This window comes from Algibacter sp., from assembly GCF_029245835.1.
GTDB lineage: Bacteria > Bacteroidota > Bacteroidia > Flavobacteriales > Flavobacteriaceae > Algibacter_B.
The window spans coordinates 1-22,464 of record NZ_JAQWOO010000091.1 but is presented as its reverse complement, the minus strand read 5'-3'; the positions used below and the strand labels follow the sequence as shown (position 1 = coordinate 22,464).

Here is a 22,464-nt window from a genome sequence, read left to right as displayed (position 1 = left end):
AAAGTGAGTTTGGCGATATAGAAATCGCTTTGCTCTATTTTAACAACATTATTATTTACTATTAAAACAAAGAGCGTCAAAATAAAACCTAAATGACCAAAAATAAAAAGATCGCCTAAATTGTTTTTAGACGACCTCTTTCGCACTATTACTACTAAGATGTTAGGTTTAACGCAATCTATCAACAGATTTTACGAGGTCTTCATCCTTCTTGATGGCCTTATTAGCCAAAGCTAATAACACGATAGAAACAATAGGGAGAAGCATCCCAATACCTTTCTCAGAAACCGCCGTCTCTCCAGATACATTTAGTGATTGATACACGAAAAATCCTAGTAAAAAAAAGTTTAATATGATGTTAAGTCGTCCCAACATAAATTGAGACTTCCTATTTTTGTATCGAAATATTGTTACCAATGCTAAAAAAGCAGATGCTAAAAAAGCTACAAATACATAAATAGCATCCTTTGCAAATACTTTTGCATCGGCTTCTGTAGTCCATAATTCAAAAACAAATATTAGTCCAGCTGATACACCTACTGAACATAGTAAATAAATGGTTTGAATACGTTGTAACATGTGTTTTTTTTAAATACTAGACCGCAAAAATAATAGAATTAATATTAAAAAATAAAATAAAGTTGTATTATTGCAGTAATAATTCACAACAACCGCACTTACAAGCGGTTAATTCTTCAAGATTTAAAAATCATTTTCAGAATTACTAAACTTAGTATTCAAATAAAATATTCAATTAAACATAAATGTTTGAAATTTCACAACTAAAAGAAAAAAAACTCGCTGATTTACAGGAGATTGCAAAAAAATTGAACGTTCCAAAATATCGTGCAATGAAAAAATTAGATTTAGTATACCAAATACTAGATCAACAAGCCGCCGACCCAAAAGCAGTAAAAGAGGTTGTTCCAGAAGCTACTTCTGAAACAACAGCAGAACAAAAAATGAATACCCCTGCTGCTAGAAAACCTAGACAACGCGTGCAAAAGCCTGTTAAGAACGAGCAACAACAAAATAACGATACTGCATCAGACCCTAAACCTGAAGCTGCTTTGGCTCCAAAAACTGAAGTATCTCAAAATAAAGAAGAAAAAAAGCCGGTGCATATACCAAATCCAAGACCGCGCAACGAGAATCAGAAAAAACCAAATCCAAGGTCTAAAACTGATAATCAAAACAAAAATCAGCATAAAAACCAGAAAAACGGTAATGTAGATAAGGGTAATAAAGATAACAGAAATCGTTATCGTGAACCAGATTATGAGTTTGATGCCATTATTGAAAGCGAGGGCGTTTTAGATGTCATGCAAGATGGTTATGGATTTTTGCGCTCCTCAGATTACAACTATTTATCATCTCCTGATGATATTTATGTATCACAATCTCAAATTAGATTATTTGGTTTAAAAGTTGGCGATACGGTTTTAGGACAAGTACGTCCTCCAAAAGAAGGCGAAAAATACTTCCCTTTAATTAAGGTAAGCAAAATTAATGGTCAGAGTCCTAATGTAGTAAGAGACCGCGTGTCTTTCGAGCATTTAACGCCTTTATTCCCCCAAGAAAAATTTAATATAGCAGAACGACAAAGCACAATTTCTACTAGAATTATGGATTTGTTTGCCCCTATTGGTAAAGGTCAACGTGGCATGATAGTATCACAACCAAAAACGGGTAAAACCATGTTACTTAAGGATGTTGCTAATGCCATTGCAGCAAACCATCCAGAGGTTTATCAAATGATTTTACTAATTGACGAACGTCCGGAAGAGGTAACAGATATGCAACGGAATGTTCGTGGAGAAGTTATTGCTTCAACCTTTGATAAGGAAGCCCATGAGCATGTAAAAATTGCTAATATTGTTCTTGAAAAAGCAAAACGTTTAGTTGAATGTGGGCATGATGTTGTTATCTTATTAGATTCTATAACACGTTTAGCAAGAGCTTATAACAGTGTGCAGCCTGCCTCAGGAAAAATATTAAGTGGTGGTGTTGATGCCAATGCATTACACAAACCAAAACGTTTCTTTGGCGCAGCTCGTAATATTGAAAATGGTGGTTCGCTTACCATTATCGCTACAGCACTTACCGAAACAGGTTCTAAAATGGATGAAGTTATCTTTGAAGAATTTAAAGGAACTGGTAATATGGAACTTCAATTAGATAGAAAAATATCTAATCGTAGAATTTTCCCAGCTATCGACCTGACATCTTCAAGCACACGTCGTGATGATATTTTATTAGACGCAGTTACAGTGCAGCGTATGTGGGTTATGCGTAAATACTTAGCAGATATGAACCCTGTTGAGGCTATGGAATTCATAAACGAACGTTTCAAGCAAACTAAAAATAACGAAGAATTTTTAATTTCCATGAATGGATAATTGAACACGAATTTTTATTCCGTGAAATCGTAAGAATCATAAATACCATTTTACTGAAATATAAACAATGAATAAAACGGTAAACTATAACTAACTCAAACTAGAAAAAGCCTTAGCATATAATTGTTAAGGCTTTTTTGTACGTTTTATTTGGGTGTTACCACAAGGGTCGGGCTTTATGTTATATCTTTTTAAAACGTCAATTTAACTAAGGAACAATGTAACAATCTATTATTTTTATAGTTCAAAACAAACTCAAAGTACGCATCTTTTAAAAAGGATGCCACTGCAATCCCTAACACGGGTTAGCAACTTCAATTAAACTTCCTTTATCTATTTTAAATATTTTACAATAACCAAAAAAATATCAATAGAAAAATGTTAGGATTTTACTAATAAATACTTTCCACATTTTACAATTATGTATATTTGAAATACGTTTTCTTTTTTTCACCATATCAATGACTAATTATTTTAAATACGTGTTTATTTTTTTATTTTTAAGCACATTAATTTCTTCAGGACAATCAAAAGAAAAAGAAAGCATAAAACTATTTCTAGAATGTAACTGCGATAAAAATTACATCAGGCAAGAAATTAAAAATATTGATCATGTGCGCGATCAAGGCTTAGCCAATGTGCAGGTATTTATATACGATATTGCTAATGCCAGCGGCGGAAGAACATACAAATTAGAATTTACGGGAAGCAGTTCTTTTGAGAACATAACAAATACCTTATCATTCGATTCTAATGCTAATATGACGCCCGATGACATTAGAAAACGATTATTGTGGCGCATTAATAAAGGCTTACTTAAATACATTTTAGAATCTGATATAGCCAATAGAGTGGTTTACAGACTAAGAGGACAAACAGAAGAAAAAGAAGCTGAGTTTTACGACCCCTGGCGCAACTGGATCTTTGAGGTATATGGAGAAGCAAAATTTGACAAAGAAGCTAGTCGTAAAAAATTCGAATATAAAATTGGTTTAGAAAGTGACCATGTTACAGATAAATGGCGAATTAGAGGAGATTTTCAATTGAGTCAGTTGAATAGTGAATTTGTAAGAAATGATGAAACATTTACAAGCGAAAGAAAACGCTATTGGGGCACTGCTAGTGTAGTTCGAAGTATTTCAGACCATTGGTCAACCGGTATATTTACAAATTTGAAATATGATACTTTTAAAAATATCGACTTAGGAGCAGGCGTTTCCCCTGCTATAGAATATAATATTTTCCCATATAATGAGGTATTAAAAAGAGAAATCACATTCGCCTATAAAATTGGTTTCTTTTACAATAATTATATAGAAACCACCATTTTTAATGAAGATTCTGAACTCATATTCAACCACTCTTTTAATATAAATCTTAGATACAGACAGCCTTGGGGAAATATTTCAACCAATATAAGAGCCTCTAGTTTTTTAGAAGATTTCTCTAAAAACCGATTACAACTTAACAGTAACTTATCAGTAAGAGTTTTTAAAGGATTCTCAGTTCGGTTTTCTGGCAATGTTCAGTTCATTAGCGACCAGATTAATTTACCTGCTGGAGATGCTTCTATTGAAGATGTATTGCTTCAACAAAAACAAATAGCAACAGATTTCGATTTAGGATTATCGGTAGGTGTGAATTACACTTTTGGTTCTGCATTTAATAATATTATAAATACAAGGCTTTAAAAGTTTAACAGTAGATATTAACATAATCCTCCTAAATTTAAAAAAGCCTTAACAAGATATTGCCAAGGCCTTTTTGTATTGTTTTTAAAACAATAATTAATTTATAAAAAGTTAGTAATTATTTAAAAGGTCTCTATACTCTTTTAAATCAGCAATATTTGATTTATTATTTAGATTTCTAATGAGCGAAATTAAATACTTAAGACTTTCTTCAGGAGATGCATCTTCAACCGCTTCAACAATCCCATCTTCTTCAATAGGTTCATCATCAAGCATTGGAATCATAAAAGATTCCGTTTCTTCAATATGCTCATACGTTAATCTAAGTACTTTTACAACTAAAGGAATTTGTGCTTCCAAAGCATAAGTCCTTAACGCCTTTATGTCATCGATTAATGCGCTTGTATTAATACCTTTCTTATCTATATCTTTAAGAATATTGTCTATTAATTTTATTGCTTTTTTATTTTCCAAAAGAGTCATATTAAATGGTTAAGTAATAATTGCAAATTTATATCTTTAAAATGCTTTTCACACTATAAGCGTATTAAAAAAATTCACAAAAAAAGCCTCTCATTTCTGAGAAGCTTTAAAACATTTTAACTTTAAATAAAATTAAAGAGCAGCTATGTGTTTTGCTAAACCAGATTTAAGGTTAGCAGCTTTGTTAGCATGAATAATATTTTTCTTAGCTAATCTATCTAACATAGATACTACAGAAGGAAACATGGTTTCTGCTTCTTTCTTATCTGTTAATTCACGTAATTTCTTAATAGCATTACGAGTCGTTTTATGCTGGTACTTGTTAACTAATCTTTTAGATTCGTTACTTCTAATTCTCTTTAATGCTGACTTGTGATTTGCCATTTTTTTATTGTTTATGTGTTTAGTCGTTTATTTGTTTCGTGCTTGTTTTGATTATTTTTTATAAACAAATCAACAAATCAACAAAAAAACATTTTTTTGTAGCCCGTAGGGGAATCGAACCCCTCTTACATGGATGAAAACCATGCGTCCTAGCCGATAGACGAACGGGCCATTTGTTTTAATTGTGCAAATGTAAATACTAAAATCTATACTTGCAATCTTTTTCAAAAAACTCACAACGTTTCCATTGCGGATGCAAAAATACAACTATTTTTAAATGTTGCAAGAGGTAAATAATATTTTTTTAAAAAAATTTATTTCAGCCTCTATTTCAAAACAAATTAATACGCCTTTGCAAACAATACTCTACGTTTTGAAGGGTTTCCTGTATACACACAAACCCCTTCTTTTACTTCGCCTTCTAAAGGAATACAGCGAATTGTTGCCTTTGTTATCTCCTTTATCTTGTCTTCTGTTTCATTAGTACCATCCCAATGCGCAGAAATAAAGCCCGTTTTTGTTTCTAAAACCGTTTTGAATTCATCAAATGTATCTACTTCTGTAATATGCTCGTTTCTAAAGTTTAAAGCTTTATTAAATAAAGATTCTTGAATTTCTTTTAATAAAGTTTCAATCTTATCATTTAAACTATCTAAAGCTATAACTTCTTTGGTTAAGGTATCTCTACGTGCAATTTCAACAGTACCATTAGCTAAATCTCTTGCCCCAATAGCAAGTCGTAATGGCACACCTTGTAATTCGTGTTGCGCAAATTTAGCACCTGGTCTGTGCGTGGTTCTATTGTCAAATTTAACGGTGATGTTTTTTCCTCTTAAATCACTTAAAATACTATTAGCGACTTCAGTAATCGCATTTAAATCTTCTTCACTTTTATAAATAGGAATAATTACGACTTGATTTGGCGCTAAACTTGGGGGTAAAACTAATCCATGATCATCACTATGCGTCATAATTAGAGCACCCATCAATCTTGTAGAAACACCCCAAGAGGTTGCCCAAACATAATCTTGCTTTCCTTCTTTATTAGCAAACTTCACATCAAACGCTTTTGCGAAATTCTGACCTAAAAAGTGTGACGTTCCTGCCTGTAACGCTTTTCCGTCTTGCATTAAAGCTTCAATACAATAAGTTTCGTCTGCACCTGCAAAACGTTCACTTTCTGTTTTTAATCCTTGAATTACAGGAATAGCCATAAAATTCTCAACAAACGTCGCATAGACATTATTCATTAATTCAGCTTCAGCAATAGCTTCTTGCTTTGTTTCATGTGCCGTATGACCTTCTTGCCATAAAAATTCTGCAGTACGCAAAAATAATCGAGTACGCATTTCCCAGCGTACCACATTAGCCCATTGATTTATTAAAAGAGGTAAATCTCTGTATGATTGAACCCAGCCTCTAAAGGTATTCCAAATAATAGCTTCACTAGTTGGTCTTACAATAAGCTCTTCTTCTAGCTTAGCTTCAGGATCTACTCTTAACTTCCCGGGCTTATCTGGATCATTTTGTAATCTATAATGTGTAACAATAGCACATTCTTTTGCAAAACCTTCTGCGTTTTTCTCTTCTGCTTCAAACAAACTTTTAGGAACAAAAAGGGGAAAATAAGCATTTTCATGCCCAGTTTCTTTAAACATTTTATCTAATTCTGCTTGCATTTTCTCCCAAATAGCATACCCATAAGGCTTGATTACCATACATCCTCTAACTGCCGAATTCTCAGCTAGGTCAGCTTTGACAACCAATTCGTTATACCATTTTGAATAATCTTCTGCTCTACTGGTAAGTTTTTTGCTCATATGTTTGTTTTGGCACAAATATTGTGACTATTAGAAATATAAAATAGTTCAGCAAAACTAACTATTTTTGTTATGTTCAACAATAAAATTATAGAGATATGCAATTTAACAACTACCTAAAAAGAAAAACGCCATTTTTAGCCCTACTTGGTTTACTCTTTGGTTTAGTTTCATGTGGATCATACCAATATGTTGGTGTTGATAGTGATGGAATTTATGGTGATGAACCAGTACGTGTCCAAAATACTAATACGGGTACAGTTGTAGAAGTGCCAAACGAAAATAATAGTGAGTTTTACAAAGATTACTTTAGATCAAAATCTATTGAGTCAGAAAACATTTATACTGGTGATGAAATTTTCACTGATATAGATGCTTATGAAAGCCCTAATTATGTTGAAAATGACACCTTACAAAATAACTATCAAGGCTATGCAGGTTGGGGTCAAGACAACAACAGCATAACAATAAACTATATAGACAACGGTTGGAACAACTGGGGATGGAATGGTGGTTTTGGCTGGGGATGGAACCGTTGGAATAACTGGGGATGGAACAGATGGAACAACTGGGGTTGGGGCGGAGGCTTCGGCTGGGGATGGAACAATTGGGGATTCAATGATCCTTTTTGGTGTCCTCCTTTCTATAACAATGCTTGGGCTTATAATAGAGGTTTCAATAATAGGGGTTTTTATAATAGTAGAGGACGTTTTAACAACAGAGGTATCTCCTATAATGCTAGCAGAAGAAATAGTTATGCTTCAAACAATTCTAGACGAAGTATAAGCAACAATAATAATTTAAGTAGACGTAGCTCTGTAAATTCACAAGGAAGAGCAACATCAAAATACAATACATCCAGAAGAGGGAGTATAAATAGAAATTCTAACTCTACTGCAACAACTACAAGAAGATCCTACAATTCAAACGGTACACGTACATCTTCTGGCGTAACAAGACGATCGACTACAGTGAGGACACCATCTACAAATTCCACAGCAAGATCTTCATCATCAAGAAGAAGTTCTGTTTACAGACAACCTTCAAGAAGTACATCGAGTTCTGGTGTTTCTAGAAGATCATCGTCTTCAAATAATAGAAGTTACAGACCAAGTAGTAGCAGTAGTTCTTCTAGTTCAAGAAGTAGTTCTGCTTCAAGATCATCTTCGAGCAGTAGAAGTTCTGGAAGTAGTTCAAGGTCTTCAAGTGGAGGAAGAAGACGTTAATCATATTCATCATCAAAAAAACATTTATTATATGAAAAAGTTGAATTTACTATTCATAGGTTTACTATCTATGTCTACAATATACGCACAAGACATCAGTGATGCCTTAAGATACTCACAAAGTGAAATTCAGGGAACAGCTCGTTTTAGAGCGCTAAGTGGTGCTTTTGGAGCCTTGGGTGGAGATATGAGTGCAGTTAGTGCAAATCCTGCTGGTTCTGCAGTTTTTAGTCGAAGTCATGCATCCTTCACTGGCTCAAACATTGACTTAGAAAACAATACTGGTTATTTTAATGGAGCAACGAATAACAATACATCAAATTTTGATATTAATCAAGGAGGTGCTGCATTTGTTTTTGCTAATAGAAATAGTAATTCGCCCTGGAGAAAATTCACATTAAGCATTGCTTACGATAGAACTAATAATTATGATGATGTTTGGAATGCTGTTGGCAGAAATACCAATAACCAATCTATAGATCTTTATTTTTTAAATTACGCTGACGGAATAAGATTAGCTGATATTTCTCTAATTGGTGATGAATTTGTTGAAGAAGCTTATGCAGATATTGGAAACGCTTTTGGTTTTGCTCATCAGCAAGCTTTTTTAGGCTATCAAGCATTTATACTTGAACCTGATGCAGATGATGATGACAACACCACTTATTTCTCCAATTTAGCCGACGGAACCTTTGACCACGATTATCTATATTCAAGCACTGGATACAATGGGAAAATTTCATTTAATTTTGCTGCTCAATATGAAGATAATTTATATATAGGAATAAACTTAAATTCCCATTTTATAGATTACCAACGATCCTCATCTTTACTAGAAGATAATTCTAATGGAGGTTTAATATCAGAAATTGATTTTGACAATAACTTATCTACCACAGGTAACGGGTTTTCATTTCAACTTGGTGGTATCATGAAATTATCTCCAGAATTTAGAGTTGGACTAACTTATGATTCTCCTACTTGGTATACTATCGAAGAAGAAACTACACAATTTATAAATTCAAATGAGGCAGACTCAGACATCTCTTTTATAGCCGATATTGTAAACGTATATCCTCAATACAAATTAAAAACGCCTTCAAAAATCACTGGAAGCTTAGCTTATGTATTTGCAAAACAAGGACTAATCAGTTTTGATTATTCTAAAAAAGATTATGGAAATACGGAATTTAGACCAGAGGCAGATTACACAGGTTTAAACAATGCTATAGCAGATATTTTAACAGACGCTGCAACCTACAGATTAGGTGGCGAATACAAACATAAACAGTTTAGTTTTAGAGGCGGCTACCGTTTTGAAGAAAGCCCATACGCAGATGGTATTACTGTTGGAGATTTAACAGGATATTCTTTAGGGCTTGGTTATAATTTTGGTAACACAAAGCTAGATATAACCTATGATAAATGGGAACGTACAGATGCAACACAACTATATAATGTGGGGTTAGTTGACACTGCAAGTATTGATAGACAAAACTCTAACATAACATTATCTTTAAGTTTCAACATTTAAAATTGTTTTCACAAAATCACAAAAAGCTTGAGCCTAATTAGTTCAAGTTTTTTTGTTTCATGTAATTTTAGAATAAAAAGTGAGACTGAATTGTTTTACCGATTTAAATAGAATGATAAATTCAATTAAACCCCAATTTTACAAATTGAATAGTTTCATCAATAATTAATTATTTGTAAAGTAAAAGCGTAACGAAAAGTGAAATGCTTATCTTTGCAAATTAAATTTTGACTTATTAATCATGGCTTTTGATAGTAACATAGAAGATTTTGACGCATTAGATAATGAGCATATTGGCACATCTGAAAACACACCAATGCGACATGATGCTTTTAAATTAAACAACGAGGAAAAGATAGACATCATTAAGGATGATGTTCGTCATATTATGGAAACCTTAGGTTTAGATTTAACAGACGATAGTTTAAATGGTACACCAAATCGTGTCGCTAAAATGTTTGTTAATGAAATTTTTGGAGGATTAAATCCAGATAAAAAACCGAGTGCTTCTACATTTGAAAACAAATATAAGTATGGTGAAATGCTGGTTGAAAAAAACATTACGGTGTATTCAACTTGCGAACACCACTTATTACCTATTGTGGGGCGCGCTCATATTGCATATATTTCCAATGGTACTGTTGTTGGCTTATCCAAAATGAATCGTATTGTTGATTATTTTGCTAAACGCCCTCAAGTACAAGAACGCTTAACTATTCAAGTGGTTAGAGAACTTCAAGAGGTTTTAGGTACTAAAGATGTAGCTTGTGTAATTGATGCTAAACACCTTTGCGTAAATTCAAGAGGTATTAGAGATATTGAAAGCAGTACAGTTACTTCAGAATTTGGAGGAAAATTTAAAGATATGGCTACGCGAAGAGAATTTCTAGACTATATCAAATTAGATACCAAGTTTTAAATAAAACCCAAATTAATAACTCATCAACAAACCAAAATGCAGTTATACCAATCCAATCCAATTAAAATATATAATTCACTTACTGGTAAAAAAGAAGCATTCAAACCTATTAACGAAGGGTACATAGGTATGTATGTTTGCGGTCCTACCGTTTATAGCAATGTGCATTTAGGCAATGTAAGAACCTTTATGTCTTTTGATATGGTGTTTCGTTATTTAAAGCATTTAGGTTATAAAGTACGTTATGTTAGAAATATCACAGATGCTGGTCATTTAGAAAATGATGCTGATGTTGGTGAAGATAAAATTACTAAAAAAGCGCGTTTAGAACAGATTGAACCTATGGAAGTGGTTCAACGTTATACAGTTGATTTTCATAATATTTTAAATACATTAAACTTTTTACCACCAAGTATTGAACCAACTGCTACAGGTCATATTATAGAGCAAATTGAATTAATTAGTAAGATTATTGAAAATGGATTTGCTTATGAAATTAATGGTTCAGTCTATTTTGATGTACACAAGTTTAATGAAACGCATGAGTACGGTAAACTAAGCAAACGTAAACTTGAAGATTTAATTCATAATACGCGTACATTAGATGGCCAAAGTGACAAAAAAAACCCTCAGGATTTTGCACTTTGGAAAAAAGCCGAACCTCAGCACATTATGCGCTGGCCTTCACCTTGGAGTGATGGTTTCCCGGGTTGGCATTTAGAGTGTACAGCCATGAGTACTAAATATTTAGGCGAACAGTTTGATATTCATGGTGGCGGAATGGATTTAAAATTCCCGCATCACGAGTGTGAAATCGCCCAAAATGAAGCAGCTAAAGGAAAAAGTCCTGTTAATTATTGGATGCACGCCAACATGTTGGAATTAAATGGCAAACGGATGTCTAAAACAACTGGCAATACCATAAATCCTGATGAATTACTCTCTGGAAACAACACTATTTTTAGCAAAGCATATAGCCCAAGTGTTATTAGGTTTTTTAATGCACAATCGTCTTACCGAAGTATTTTAGATTTAACAGATGATGGTTTATTAGCTAGCGAAAAAGGTTTTTATAGATTGATGGATGCTGTGAATTTGCTAGAAGACTTAAAAGAATCTACAATATCTTCGATAGATGTCTCTGCATGGAGACAGAAATGTTATGATGCTATGAATGATGATTTTAATTCGCCTATTTTAATCGCTCATTTATTTGAGGCTGCTAAATATATTAATCAAATCAAAGAAGGTTCTGAAACCATTTCTTCAGAAGATTTAAAGCTATTAAAGGAAACGATAAATGCTTTTGTTTATGATGTTTTAGGTCTAAAAAACACAGCAAAAATTGATTCTGGAACGGATAAACTTTCTGGAGCTGTAGATGTTTTAATTAAATTAAGACAAGAGGCAAGAATAAATAAAAATTTTGCTTTATCTGACAAAATTCGTGATGAATTAGCAGCTGTTGGTATTCAACTTAAAGATGGCAAAGACGGTACTACTTTTTCCGTAAATTAATCTTTCGAATAAATAGTATCCTATTCAAAATACTAGATTCAATAAACTTTATTTTATCTAGCTTATACTCTAACCCTATTCTAATAATTCAAACATTTCTTATCAAAATCTTTAGAAAAAAGGTAAAAATTGAGATGTTTCAGATAGAATACTTAAGTTTTCTAGCTTAATATTTCAATAAATTGCATCATATTTCAACTATTATAGTTGTTACTTACTCATCTCTTGATGAGTTGGTGAAAGCAAAAGGCTAGTTTGAAATATAACATAACTAAAAACTTCAAAACAAAATGAACAAGTGCATGCCTTCCTTTAAAATACCATTAATATTAAGTTTAATGTTGCTTTTAATTTTTATTTCTTGCAATAAAAAAGAAGCTAACCCGCTTACGGTTGAAGCTTTAGATAAAATTGAAACATTAGTAAGCTTAATGGATGACGCAAAATCTAAATCGATTGACATCACCAGAGAAGAAACCACCCTTTGGTTTGCTAACGAGTTTTTAAAGTTTGCAGATTGGGATGAAGTGCATCAAGAAGATGTTGAAAAACTATTTGGTTATTATGCGCCTTTTGAAAAAGATAAAACGAAATATGCAGCGGAATTACCAAGTTTTGAAAGAAAAAAAGTCATTGAAATTTTAGATAAAGGCATTGTCCAATTAGAAAAAATCATAGAAGGCTCAATAACTCGTAGACCAACTCCAAAAATTGATTGGGGTAATATAAAAGTTACAGATGAAGCTTTAGTGAACAATGGAAAACCCGTATTCCTTCATGATTATTTTTCAAAAACGGTAGGTATTCCGCTAACAAACAAAGATGTTTATAATGACCATTTGGGAAATATGCATCACGGAGGAGAAAACCTGTATGAGGTACATCAAGACAGAGCCATAAATCCATGGTTGTTGAATGAAGATGGAACTTTTGATCAAGAGAGATTAAAACTATTAACTAACATTCCCGACACTAATATTGGATTTTTATATCTATGGAACTCTGGTCTTCCAGAATGGATGCATAAAAAGGATTCAACTGTAGCAGTAGGACGTTCACTATTCATGGGACTTGATATCGACAACCCAAATGTTAGAAATCACTGGGGAAAAATAGCCACTAAAGCAGGTCAATTAACAAAAGACAAGAAAGTTACCCAACTTGGTTTTGTGTTAGCTAACGAGCCACATTGGTTCGCTGAAAAAGGGTATTGGACTCAAAAATTTGGTGAAATGAACAGTATTTCTAAACACACTTTAGGGAAATTTAGAAAATGGTTATCGAAACAATATAAGAACAATATAAGAGAGCTAAATAGAAATTGGGAAACATCTTTTAAAGATTTTAACTCAGTAGAAATTGAAATTCCTATCGATAAAAAGTTACGAGGAAAGCCGATTTGGTACGACTGGTGTCGATTTGGGATGGCAAGAAGTTTAGATTGGTTTACTCACATTCAAAACAGTATTAGAACGTCTTATCCGAACGCACCTACAAGTGTTAAAATGCAACCGCGTTACTTTGTTGGAAATTATCGATCTCATGGATTGGATTTTGAATCACTTACAGAATTGACCTCAATTATTGGTGATGATGCCAAAGCCCTAGGAAGCCGTTCACTTAATGCAAAAGTACCTGAACCTTGGGAAGAAAGATATGCTTATTCTTGGGAAGAAATTCCATTTTCGTATGATTTTATGGAATCTGTTTCACCGAATAAAATTCATTTTAATTCAGAAACCCATTTCTTATCCTTAACAAAATGGAAAGATTTAAATACACCTCCAGATTATATAAGAAGTGTATTTTGGTTAGCAACACTTCACGGTATGGATGCCAGCACGTCTTGGTTTTGGGCACGTGATCCAGATGGTTCTCCAGAAAATCGTTTAGAAGGAGATTTAGATTTTTGGGATCCAGGTTTGGGTGGTGCTTATGCAGGTTCTGCAAATATGCAACCTCAAATGGTGAATGAAATTGCTCAGGTATTTATGGATATGAACAGTTTTTCTGAAGAGATTATCGCCTTAAGAAATCAAAGAAAACCTATTCGTCTTTTCTATTCGGAAACGAGTTCCATCAATAAAAAACATCATATGACAGAACTTTTTGAGTTGTATGAATCGTTTTATTTTGAAGGATTATCAATGGCGTTTGCCACAGAAAAAATCATTAAAAAACAAGACAATTCTAATTGGGATGCTATTGTGGTTTATGATACACAATATGTGACGGATACTGAGTTTGATGCACTTCAAAATTACGTTAATAATGGCGGAACTGTAATTGTTGATAATGCAGAAAGTTTGTCTAAAAATGAATATGGACAAGCAAGAAGAAAGCGTTTGAAAAACGGAAAAGGGAAAGTAATTGTTTTAAATACCAAATCTTATGAAGAGGTTAAGCAAAAATCTCTAGCACTTTTAGACAATCTTTTACCAGAAGTTGTTTTGAAAGAAACCAATGGAGCAGACTACAAAGGCTGTACTTGGAGAGCAGTTAAGAATCCAAATGGCGGATATTGGGTGAATATTCTAAACATTGGTAAAAATAATGCAAACTTGAATCTTAGCCTAAAAAGCGGTAAACAAGTAACCATCAAAAATATGATGACAGGTGAAAAAGTAAAAACCGATTTTGAATTAAAATCTAAAGGCGTATTATTATTAGAAATTACAGAATAAGTATGAAGTTAATAAAAATCGTATCGTTTTCACTTTTAAGTTTGATGCTATTCAGTTGTCAAAAAGAAGTAAAAAAAATACCCAAAAAACCAAATATTCTATTTATTGGAATTGATGATTTACGTCCAGAATTAGGTTGTTATGGTTCTGATATTGCTGTAAGTCCGAATTTAGATAAATTGGCAAGCCAAGGATTATTATTCGAAAACGCTTATTGTCAACAAGCCATTTGTGGACCATCAAGAGCAAGTTTATTGACGGGTATTCGTCCAGAATCAAGTGGGGTTTTTCACAATTACATCAAGTTCAGAGAGGCAAATCCAAATGTGGTTACGTTACCTCAGCATTTCAAAAATAATGGTTACGAAACGGTTTACACAGGAAAAATTTTTCATCATGGTGATAAAGATGATGAAAAATCTTGGAGCAGATTACCTGCTTTAGATAGTATGAAACATGTAAAAAGCCCCGTAGGTTTTGCTCTGAAAGAAAACAACGAAGCTCGTTCAAAAACACGGAAAGAGATGTTTGCAAAATATGGTAAAGTTGCTCGTTTTGGACTAGCTTCTGGTATAGCCTACGAGTCTGCTAATGTTCCCGATAACACTTACAAAGATGGTTACCATACAGAATTAGCCATTGCTACTATGAAAGAAATAGTTACTAAAAGTGATAAACCTTTTTTCTTAGGACTGGGCTTTAATAAACCGCATCTAAATTGGGTAGCCCCTAAAAAATATTGGGATTTATACGACAGAGAAACGATAAAATTATCGACACAAACTGAGAGCCCCGAAAATGGAGCTACTATGGGATTACATCCGTCTTTTGAATTAAGAGTAAGAAGTGGTATCCCTAAACAAGGGGAGATTGACGAAGAACTGGCAATAACACTAAAACACGCTTACTTAGCCTGTGTAAGTTATGTGGATGCGCAAATTGGCAAGATGATTTTGGCTCTTGAAAAAGAAGGTTTACGAGAAAACACCATCATTATTGTTTGGTCTGATCACGGTTGGCATTTAGGTGATATGGGGATTTGGGGAAAAGCTACGAATTACGAAATAGCAACCCGAGTTCCGTTATTAATTTGGACACCAGATATGCCAAAAGGAAGTCAAGGAAAAACCACAGACGCTTTGGTAGAATTGGTAGATATGTATCCAACTTTAGCAGAATTATCAGGGTTAGAAACCCCAAATCACGTGGAAGGAACAAGTTTTTCTAAATTGATAAAAAAACCAAAGAAAAAGTGGAAATCAGCAGCATTTAGTCAGTTTCCATCACCTGCATTAAGAGAATGGGGAGCTTTCCCAATTCGTCCTGCAATGCGTGAAACTTATTTTGGACCTTTATTAAAAGAGGTTGAAGGTAAAATCAAAAAGCAACAAGGAGATAATTGGAATAGAGATTTGTTTGAAAATAACTTAATGGGTTATGCCATGAGAACCAAACAATACCGTTTTATCGTATGGAAAGATAGAACAAACAAAGGTGCTGAACCTGTTTTTGTAGAGTTGTATAATCACGAAACAGACCCGTCAGAAACCAAAAATATTGCTAATGAAAATCCAGAATTAGTTCAGAAATTAATGATACAATTTAATGAAGGTTGGCAGGGAAACACACCCGAAAAATTAATCTAAAATATTTTAAAATGAAGAGAAGAGACTTTTTTAAAAAAGGAACTAAAGCTGCTATTGCTGCAGGTTCTGTACCCATGATTTTTACCTCTTGTGCAAGTACTAACGATATTGTTTATGACAAACCGCAGGATAAATGGTATCATTTAGGTACTGGAAAATCAGGAACACCTAACAGAAAACCCGTAAAAAATTATGACGTAGCCGTTATTGGTGGAGGTGCCGCAGGAATTTGTGCAGCAGTTGCTGCTGCAAGAAATGGTTCTAAAACTGTTTTAATTCAAGACCGCCCTGTTTTAGGTGGAAATGCCTCAAGTGAAATTCGGGTGCATTTAAATGGTGTCAATAATATTAAAGGAAAAGCAGAACGAGAAACAGGTATTATAGAAGAAATTTTATTGCATAACCGTTTCGAAAATGAACAAGAAGCGTTTCCTGTTTTCGATCATGTGATGTATGATTTTGTAGTCCGTGAGCCAAACTTAACTTTAATGCTAAACACCCAAGCTGTTGAGGCTGTTATGGAAGGCAATAAAATTAAATCAGCCATGTGCTGGCAAGCCACTACTGAAAAAATGTTTACCATAAACGCACCAATATTCATTGACTCTTCTGGTGATGGTTTATTAGCTGCTACATCCGGAGCAGAATACAGAACTGGTCGTGAAGGTAAAGCAGAATTTAATGAAACTTATGCGCCTGACGAACCAGACGGGTGGCAAATGGGGGCTACCCTTTTAATGTCTTCTACAGATATGGGAAAACCTATGAAGTATTCGCCGCCATCATACGCCATTAAATACACACATGAAGGTGGACACAAAAGAAGAAAATTTGCTGGTTTTCATGAAGGTATTTGGTGGATAGAAGTGGGTAGTGATGATGATATTATTGCAGATGCAGAAGAAAACAGACATAAACTTATGGGTTATTTACATGGTGTTTGGGATTATATCAAAAACTCTGGGAAATTCCCAGAAGCTGAAAACCTAGCACTAGATTGGGTAGGATCGCTTCCTGGACGAAGAGAATCACGTCGTTTTATAGGAGACTATATTGTTTCAGAACGTGATATGACCGAACATAAACATTTTGATGATGCAGTAGCATTTGGAGGTTGGTCTTTAGATGAACACAACCCTGGAGGTATTGAGAACATCTCAGAGCCACCAAGCTATTTCTATTATCATTTTAAAGAAGTCTATCAATTTCCATTTAGAAGTTTATATTCAAAAAACGTATCTAACTTAATGTTCGCTGGTAGAAATGTAAGTCAAACCCATATTGCTTTATCTTCTTCAAGAATTATGGCAACATGTGCTTTACAAGGACAAGCAGTTGGTACAGCTGCTACTATTTGTAACAAAAGAAATATATTACCAAGAGAAGTTGGACAAAAATATATTAAAGAGTTACAAGAACAATTATTACGGGATGATGCTTTTATTCCAAAAAGGCCAGCAAATGACCCCTTAGATTTAGCAAGAAAATCAAGTTTAATTTTTGGATCTTCAACCTCTTCAGGTGATGCAAAAAACCTTTTGAATGGGATGTCTCGAGATATTGACGGCAAAATAAACCATTGGCAATCTGATGGGTTATCAGCTGATATTCAGTTAGAATGGGAATCCCCTACTTCTATATCAAAAGTAGAACTGAAATGTGATACCAATGTAAAACGTAATATAATGATGCGTAAAGACAGTAGAAATAACGATTTATACGGTAATCATGTACCAAAAGAAATGCTTAAGTCTTTAAGTATTCAAGGACGTGTAAATGGTGCTTGGGTAAAATTGGGTAAAATTGAAGAAAATAGAACTCGTTTAATTAAATTCAATTTTAAACCAACTGAGGTTACTGCAGTCAAAATTAAAATGACTGATACTTATGGCACAAAAAATGTTAAGTTATTTGAAGTAAGATGCTATGCTTAAGTATAAAAGGTACTGAGAGACACATTTTATAAACTCAAATTAACAAAAAAATAGATTTAAGATTCTATTTTGCGCTTTATATATGGTGAATTTCTTTAAAATATATTTTTGGATATTAATTCCTTTTTTGTTGCTAAATAATTCTAAACAGCAACAAGATGGCTATAAAACTATTTCTCATGAAGTGATAATTAATCACCCTGGAGAAAAAGAACCTGTAGAAACTATTCTCGAAGAAATTCAAAATAAAAATGGACTACCCATTCAATATACTATGGATGTATATTCAGTAATTTGCTTAGAACAAGTCTGTAAAGTTATTCCTGTAAAATTATATTGGAATAATATTGGTGAATATCAAAAATATGAATTGGCAAAAGATGCTACATTAGAAAAATATGAAGCTGATTTATTTGAACCACAAGATTATATAAAACTTCAAAGTATTTTATCCAATAATAATTCTCCTTTCAAAGAAGTTTATTTGGATGAAATTTTAACTGTCCCAGATGAACACGGAGATGAAGATTTAGATGCAGTTTCTGGAGCTACTTCTTTAGAATTAGATGAGAAAGACACAGTACCTGGTGCTGCCTTAACGTGCTATACTTTATGGCATTGGGCTAATGGAGATGTAGTTTTAAAGATTAAAAACCAAACAGGTAAATCTGTTTCAACTTCACAGCTTCAAGAGTTTATTTTGGATAAAAACAACACCTATTTTAAAATTGCTATAAACGAATTTCAAAATAGAAAAGAGTTTTCAAAACCTGTTGTCGATACAATTATTAAAAAAGTTCTTATAGACTCTACCCTCTTAAGAACAACTCTCAGTTACTTAAAAAATGTTTCTCCTGAACTTTATTTTTACGCTTTGAATAGATTCTTTTTTGAAGGTGAAAAAGAACAAAAATTAGCAGCGATACAATCCTTAAGACAAACAAGTCATAGTATTTCTAAAGACTACTTAGATAAATTTAGTTCTAAAATTAAGTCGTTAAACTCCTTTCAAGAAGTTTCTCTTTTTTTAGGTTTAATGGAAGATAAAAATTCTAACTCTAAAGTTGTTATTGAAAACTCAATGACATTACTAGATGCTGATTTTCTAATTGCTCGTCGTTCTTATTGGTTTTTAAAAAACCAAGAGCTTAGCAATAAGCAAACAAACCGACTTCATGCTTTTTATGAAAAACATAAAAGTAGACTTTAATTTTACAACCAAACTATGATAAGCTTTCTAGCGTGTATTGCTATTTTAATCCTCGGGTATTTTATTTATGGTAATTATATAGAACGCAAATTTGGAGCAGACCCAAATAGAACAACACCTGCCATTTCTAAACAAGATGGTGTTGATTTCGTTCCACTTCCTTTAAGTAAAATATTCTTAATTCAATTTTTAAATATTGCCGGATTAGGACCAATTTTTGGAGCTATTGCAGGAGCTTTATGGGGGCCCGTAGCTTTTTTATGGATTGTTTTTGGATCTATATTTGCTGGCGCTGTTCATGATTATTTTTCAGGCATGTTATCTATAAGACATGGTGGGGACAGTATTCCCGAAATTGTTGGGCAATATTTGGGTACAGGAGTGAAATATTTCATGCGTATATTTTCTGTTGTTTTGCTCATATTGGTTGGCGTCGTTTTTGTAAAAGGACCGGCCACAATTTTACATGAGTTAACTGGAGCTAGTGTATCCATATTAATAGTTATTATTTTCATTTATTATTTATTAGCAACCATGATTCCTATTGACAAGCTCATTGGGAAAATATATCCCCTATTCGGTCTATCCTTATTAGTTATGGCTGTTGGATTATTTTTTGCACTGATTTTTCAAGATTATACCATTCCAGAATTATCAATTCAAAATTTGCAAAATATGCATGCTGACCCTGAAACCTATCCCGTTTTCCCATTACTTTTTATAACTATTGCTTGTGGTGCTATTTCAGGATTTCATTCCACACAATCGCCATTAATGGCTCGTTGTATATCAAATGAAACACAAGGCAAAAAAGTGTTTTTCGGCGCTATGATTACCGAGGGTATAGTAGCACTAATCTGGGCAGCTATTGCTATGGCATTTTTTGGCGGTGTAAGAGAATTAGGAGAAACAATGGCCGAAGATGGTCATAATGCAGCTTGGGTAGTCAATATTATTTGTAATACCACTTTAGGTAAAATAGGTGGTATCCTGGCTGTTTTTGGAGTTATAGCTGCTCCAATCACCTCCGGGGACACTGCTTTTAGAAGCGCAAGATTAATTATCGCAGATGCCTTTAATTTTGACCAGGCTAAATTACTAAAGCGCTTTATTATTACTATTCCCATTTTTGTTATTGCTTTAGTAATTACTCAAATAGATTTTGCTATTATCTGGCGCTACTTCGGTTGGTCTAACCAAATGCTTGCTACCGTTGTATTATGGGCCATGGCAGTTTATATAAAAGAACAAGGTAAAGGGTATTGGTTTATTCTAATACCTTCAGCTTTTATGACCGCAGTGGTAACTACCTATATTCTAGTTGCTCCAGAAGGTTTTAGCATTAATTACAAATTATCATACTCTGTAGGTATTTTAGCTTCTCTTGTACCTTCCATTTGGTTTTTAATTTGGAAACCAAAAAACAAAAGCTCCGAATAAAATGACCTATTTAGGAATCTATTTTAAGTATCTTTGAAAACTTAGAATAATAGCTTCGACTGATTAAACGAATTAATTTCTAAAATCGTTTTGAAAAAACTCTTTATTACACCTTTTTTGTTTTTGATAAAAGTATATCAAACTTTTATATCACCGTTAACACCTGCAACCTGCAGATACCATCCAACATGCTCACATTACACTAAAGAAGCTTTACAAAAACATGGTTTACGCAAAGGCGGTTGGTTGGCCATAAAACGTATTTTTAGTTGTCATCCTTGGGGAGGTTCTGGTTATGACCCTGTTCCAGGTAAGGATGACAACTAAAAACACCTCCGCGCCAGCTCGCCTGTTCACTAAAAATGTACACTGTACATTTTTTTTACGTTCCATCGCCTTGGGGAGGTTCTGGTTATGATCCTGTACCTTAAATTAAACATTACTATTTAACAGGAATAGCCTTCAAAATCTCCAAAACAAAGTTCCAATATTTTTGTACTGAAGAAATTTGAGCACGCTCGTCTGGTGAGTGTGCGCCTTTTATATTTGGCCCGAAACTAATCATATCCATATCTGGGTAATTTTGCCCAAGAATACCACATTCTAAACCGGCATGACATGCTGCTACATGTGGTTTTTCGCCGTTTAAATCTTCGTAAAGTTTAGCCATAACTTTTAAAATAGCTGAATCCATATTTGGAGTCCACCCTGGATAATCTCCAGAATATTCTACCTCACAACCCGTAAGTTCAAAAGTAGCACGAAGTGTGTTAGCTAAATCTACCTTAGAACTTTCAACAGAAGATCGTGTTAAACAACCAATGTGAATGTTTCTATCTTTTACAATAACTCTGGCTATATTATTTGAGGTTTCTACCAATTCTGGGATATCGGCACTCATTCTATAAACACCATTTAAAGCGGCGTATAACGCTCTTGTTAAACCTTCTTGAACGCCCAAATCCATAATTTTATTAGGCGTTTCACATTTAGAAACACTAATTTCTAAATCGGGTTCCATAGTTTTCAATTCCTTTTTTATTATTGTTGAAATTAATGCCATTTCTAATAAAAAAGCATCTTCATGAATGGCATCAATAGCTACAATGGCATTACTTTCTCTTGGAATGGCATTTCTTAAACTTCCTCCATCAATTTCAGAAATACGTAGTCCGAAGTTTTCAAAACCATCAAACAACACACGGTTCATAATTTTATTGGCATTACCTAAACCTTCATGAATTTGCATGCCTGAGTGTCCGCCTTGTAAGCCTTTCACTGAAATTTGATAACCTATTTTAAACTCAGGAGTTACTTCTTCTTCATAGGCTCTTGTTGCAGTAACATCTGTCCCTCCTGCGCACCCTACTCCTATTTCATCATCTTCTTCTGTATCTAGGTTAAGTAAAATTTCACCTTCAAGCAAACCACCTTTTAGGCCAATGGCTCCCGTCATACCAGTTTCTTCGTCTATGGTAAAAAGCGCTTCAATGGCTGGATGAGCAATGGTGTCACTATCTAAAACAGCCATAATAGTTGCAACTCCTAGCCCATTATCTGCCCCTAGCGTTGTTCC

General features: G+C 33.6%; 17 protein-coding genes and 1 tRNA gene. 12 read left to right on the top strand and 6 right to left on the bottom strand.

The window, feature by feature from the left end; translation table 11 throughout:
- Nucleotides 1-168: 168 nt before the first annotated feature.
- Nucleotides 169-579: a DUF4293 domain-containing protein gene (locus P8K68_RS14355; protein WP_300252458.1), complete on the bottom strand. Its 411-nt coding sequence runs from the start codon at nucleotides 577-579 to the stop codon at nucleotides 169-171.
- Between the two features lie 185 nt (nucleotides 580-764).
- Here P8K68_RS14355 and rho point away from each other — a divergent pair, with 185 nt between their 5' ends.
- Both rho and P8K68_RS14345 read left to right on the top strand, forming a co-directional pair.
- Nucleotides 765-2,399 carry a transcription termination factor Rho gene (gene rho / locus P8K68_RS14350; protein WP_300252456.1) on the top strand — a complete coding sequence of 545 codons (1,635 nt, stop codon included), beginning with the start codon at nucleotides 765-767 and terminating at the stop codon, nucleotides 2,397-2,399.
- Nucleotides 2,400-2,881: 482 nt separating this feature from the next.
- A complete protein-coding gene (locus P8K68_RS14345; RefSeq protein WP_300252453.1) occupies nucleotides 2,882-4,090 on the top strand; it encodes a DUF481 domain-containing protein in 1,209 nt (402 codons plus the stop codon).
- 111 nt (nucleotides 4,091-4,201) lie between these two features.
- On the opposite strand, the gene P8K68_RS14340 is transcribed toward P8K68_RS14345, so the two are convergent.
- The 4 genes from P8K68_RS14340 to proS all read right to left on the bottom strand — a co-directional run bounded on the left by P8K68_RS14340 (nucleotide 4,202) and on the right by proS (nucleotide 6,777).
- The gene (locus P8K68_RS14340; protein ID WP_300252451.1) at nucleotides 4,202-4,573 is read right to left on the bottom strand and encodes a hypothetical protein; all 372 of its coding nucleotides are present in this window, start codon (nucleotides 4,571-4,573) and stop codon (nucleotides 4,202-4,204) included.
- 132 nt (nucleotides 4,574-4,705) lie between these two features.
- The gene (rpsT, locus tag P8K68_RS14335; protein ID WP_300252448.1) at nucleotides 4,706-4,957 is read right to left on the bottom strand and encodes a 30S ribosomal protein S20; all 252 of its coding nucleotides are present in this window, start codon (nucleotides 4,955-4,957) and stop codon (nucleotides 4,706-4,708) included.
- Between the two features lie 99 nt (nucleotides 4,958-5,056).
- Nucleotides 5,057-5,128, bottom strand: a tRNA-Glu gene (locus tag P8K68_RS14330).
- A 170-nt stretch (nucleotides 5,129-5,298) separates the two neighbouring features.
- A complete protein-coding gene (gene proS, locus P8K68_RS14325; protein WP_300252446.1) occupies nucleotides 5,299-6,777 on the bottom strand; it encodes a proline--tRNA ligase in 1,479 nt (492 codons plus the stop codon).
- Nucleotides 6,778-6,875: 98 nt separating this feature from the next.
- On the opposite strand from proS, the gene P8K68_RS14320 reads away from it, so the two are divergent.
- The 10 genes from P8K68_RS14320 to yidD all read left to right on the top strand — a co-directional run bounded on the left by P8K68_RS14320 (nucleotide 6,876) and on the right by yidD (nucleotide 21,215).
- Nucleotides 6,876-8,003, top strand: coding sequence for a hypothetical protein (locus tag P8K68_RS14320; RefSeq protein ID WP_300252444.1), 1,128 nt, complete (start codon nucleotides 6,876-6,878; stop codon nucleotides 8,001-8,003).
- A 31-nt stretch (nucleotides 8,004-8,034) separates the two neighbouring features.
- Nucleotides 8,035-9,537 carry an outer membrane protein transport protein gene (locus P8K68_RS14315; RefSeq protein ID WP_300252460.1) on the top strand — a complete coding sequence of 501 codons (1,503 nt, stop codon included), beginning with the start codon at nucleotides 8,035-8,037 and terminating at the stop codon, nucleotides 9,535-9,537.
- A 241-nt stretch (nucleotides 9,538-9,778) separates the two neighbouring features.
- The gene (gene folE / locus P8K68_RS14310; RefSeq protein ID WP_300252441.1) at nucleotides 9,779-10,456 is read left to right on the top strand and encodes a GTP cyclohydrolase I FolE; all 678 of its coding nucleotides are present in this window, start codon (nucleotides 9,779-9,781) and stop codon (nucleotides 10,454-10,456) included.
- A 36-nt stretch (nucleotides 10,457-10,492) separates the two neighbouring features.
- A complete protein-coding gene (gene cysS / locus P8K68_RS14305) occupies nucleotides 10,493-11,974 on the top strand; it encodes a cysteine--tRNA ligase (RefSeq protein ID WP_300252438.1) in 1,482 nt (493 codons plus the stop codon).
- Nucleotides 11,975-12,276: 302 nt separating this feature from the next.
- The gene (locus P8K68_RS14300; protein ID WP_300252435.1) at nucleotides 12,277-14,658 is read left to right on the top strand and encodes an alpha-amylase family protein; all 2,382 of its coding nucleotides are present in this window, start codon (nucleotides 12,277-12,279) and stop codon (nucleotides 14,656-14,658) included.
- A gap of 2 nt (nucleotides 14,659-14,660) precedes the next feature.
- Nucleotides 14,661-16,304 carry a sulfatase gene (locus tag P8K68_RS14295; RefSeq protein ID WP_300252432.1) on the top strand — a complete coding sequence of 548 codons (1,644 nt, stop codon included), beginning with the start codon at nucleotides 14,661-14,663 and terminating at the stop codon, nucleotides 16,302-16,304.
- An 11-nt stretch (nucleotides 16,305-16,315) separates the two neighbouring features.
- Nucleotides 16,316-18,238 carry an FAD-dependent oxidoreductase gene (locus P8K68_RS14290; protein ID WP_300252429.1) on the top strand — a complete coding sequence of 641 codons (1,923 nt, stop codon included), beginning with the start codon at nucleotides 16,316-16,318 and terminating at the stop codon, nucleotides 18,236-18,238.
- A 130-nt stretch (nucleotides 18,239-18,368) separates the two neighbouring features.
- Nucleotides 18,369-19,448 carry a hypothetical protein gene (locus tag P8K68_RS14285; protein ID WP_300252426.1) on the top strand — a complete coding sequence of 360 codons (1,080 nt, stop codon included), beginning with the start codon at nucleotides 18,369-18,371 and terminating at the stop codon, nucleotides 19,446-19,448.
- Nucleotides 19,449-19,463: 15 nt separating this feature from the next.
- Entirely contained in the window at nucleotides 19,464-20,888 is a 1,425-nt protein-coding gene (locus P8K68_RS14280; RefSeq protein ID WP_300252423.1) for a carbon starvation CstA family protein, read from the top strand.
- 90 nt (nucleotides 20,889-20,978) lie between these two features.
- The gene (gene yidD, locus P8K68_RS14275) at nucleotides 20,979-21,215 is read left to right on the top strand and encodes a membrane protein insertion efficiency factor YidD (protein ID WP_300252420.1); all 237 of its coding nucleotides are present in this window, start codon (nucleotides 20,979-20,981) and stop codon (nucleotides 21,213-21,215) included.
- Between the two features lie 115 nt (nucleotides 21,216-21,330).
- Here the strand turns inward: yidD and pepD are convergent.
- On the bottom strand, nucleotides 21,331-22,464 hold a 1,134-nt coding region (pepD, locus tag P8K68_RS14270; RefSeq protein WP_300252417.1), incomplete at its 5' end, for a beta-Ala-His dipeptidase.